2 protein-coding genes are annotated in these 2035 nt (G+C 68.4%); both read right to left on the bottom strand.

Features of this window, described 5'->3' with window-relative positions; translation table 11 throughout:
- Positions 1-181: 181 nt before the first annotated feature.
- Positions 182-880 (bottom strand): response regulator, encoded by a 699-nt coding sequence (locus NFX52_RS29925; RefSeq protein ID WP_055392868.1) that lies wholly within the window; start codon positions 878-880, stop codon positions 182-184.
- Positions 877-2035, bottom strand: a 1159-nt coding sequence (locus NFX52_RS29920) for an ATP-binding protein (protein ID WP_252635987.1), incomplete at its 5' end; no start/stop codon positions are given. The genes NFX52_RS29925 and NFX52_RS29920, both read right to left, overlap by 4 nt.

The following is a 2035-nucleotide window of genomic DNA, read 5'->3' as shown; positions in this document are numbered from 1 at the left end:
CCCCAGGATGACTTTGGGCTGGAGCAAGCCTATTGAGGTGTATGCCGAGCATTTGGCTCGCTTGGCCCAACAGCCCGATTCAGTCCATTAACTTGATTGTTGCACTTGGACTTGAAACCGCCCTCATTGGATAAGCGCCAATAGCTATAAGAAATGTAGCAATCTGCCCATCGGGCCAGGCTCACTCGGCCGCCGTCGGGTCCAGCGCAAAACCCACGCCGTACACCGAACGAATCCAGTCGCTGCCGTCCGCGCTGGCGGCCTTGAGTTTTTTGCGCAGATTCTTGATATGGCTGTCGATCGCGCGCTCGTTCACATCGAGGGTGTCTTCGTAGGCCTGGTCCAGCAGCTGCGCGCGCGAGAAGATGCGCCCCTGTTGGCGTGCCAGCACTTGCAGCAGGCGGAACTCGCGCCGCGTCAGGCCCAGCGGCGAGCCGTGCAATGTGGCCTGCCAGTGCGATTCGTCCAGCATCAGCGCTGCCACCGTGGTGGTGGCTGCCGGTGGTTCCTGCGCGGCGGCGGTGCGGCGCAGCACGGCCTTGACGCGGGCCACCACCTCGCGCGGCGAAAACGGCTTGCAGATGTAGTCGTCCGCGCCCAGCTCCAGGCCAATGAGGCGGTCTACCTCTTCGACGCGGGCGGTCAGCATGATGATGGGGTGCTGGGTGTGGCGGCGTGCCTGGCGCAGGATTTCAAGCCCATCCATGCCGGGCAGCATGATGTCCAGCAGCGTGAGGTCCGGCGGTGCGGCCAGCATGCTGGCGAGCGCCGCGCGGCCCTCGGCCTGGTGTTCCACGGTGTAGCCCGCGTGGCGCAGGTAGTCCACCACGATGGCGGCGATGTCGGGTTCGTCTTCTACGACGAGGATGCGGTGGCTCATGAGGGGTTGTCCAGCAGTGGCAGTTGCAGCGTGATGCGCAGGCCGCCCAGGGGTGAGGTGTCGGCCGTCAGCGTGCCGCCGTGCGCGAGCACGATGGCGCGGCAAATTGCCAGGCCCAGGCCAGAGCCGCCATGGTCGCGGTTGCGCGAGGTTTCTGCGCGGTACAGGCGGTCAAAGATGCGTGGCAGCTCGTGCGCGGGCACGCCGGGCGCGCTGTCGTCCAGCTGCACCTGCAGTTGGGCGGCTCCATCGGCTGGTGGCAACAGGCGTGCCGAGAGGCGCAGCAGGCCGCCCGCGTCGGTGTAACGCAGGCTGTTTTCCAGCAAGTTCAAGAACACCTGGTGCAGTTGCTGCGCATCGCCCCGCACCAGGGGTGCGGGCTGCGCCGGAACCTGCGCGGTCAGGGCGTCCAGGCCGGTGGTGTCCACATCGATGCCCGCCTGCGCCAAGCGCGGGCGCATGGATGCGAGCGCCTCGTTCAGCAGCGACAGCGGGTGTACGGGCACCTGGGCCGAGGGCGCGCTGGTGCCCGCCGCGTCCAAGCTGGCGCGCAGGTCGCCCACCAGCTGGATCAGGCGCATCACCTGCCGGTGCAGGCGCAGCGCGGTCTTGTCGTCAAAGGGGCGGATGCCGTCCTGCACGGCCTCGATTTCGGCGCGCATGGCGGCCAGGGGGGTGCGCAGCTCGTGGGCTACGTCGCCCAGCCACTGGCGGCGGCTGGCCTCGATGCTGCTCAGTTGTTCGGCCATGGTGTTGAAGGTGCGGGCCAGCTGGGCCAGTTCGTCGTTGCCGTGCACGGGCACGCGGGTGTGCAGGTGGCCCTGCGCAATGCCGCGCGCGCCGGTGGCCAGGGCCTCGACGGGGGCCAGCCAGCGCCGCGCAAGCCAGCCCGACAGCAGCAGTGCCAGTGCCAGCCCGGCCAGGCCGGTCCATGCCACAAAGCCCAGGTGTTGCGCCAGAAAGGCTTGGTCGGCTTCGCTGCGCACACCTTGTGGAGGTGCCAGCACCAGCTGGCCGATGGTCTTGCCGTCGGCGCCGGTCAGGGCCAGGCGCGCGCCACCCGGCTGGGGCGCCGTGCCAGCCACCAGGTGTTGCTGTGCGTCCACCAGACCCAGGCGGGGGAACAGGTCGTTGGGGTGGCGTTGTGGGCCACCC

This window comes from Acidovorax facilis (assembly GCF_023913775.1).
Taxonomy (GTDB): domain Bacteria; phylum Pseudomonadota; class Gammaproteobacteria; order Burkholderiales; family Burkholderiaceae_C; genus Acidovorax; species Acidovorax facilis.
Note: the sequence above shows the minus strand (reverse complement) of the source record. Positions and strands in the feature narration are given on the sequence as shown.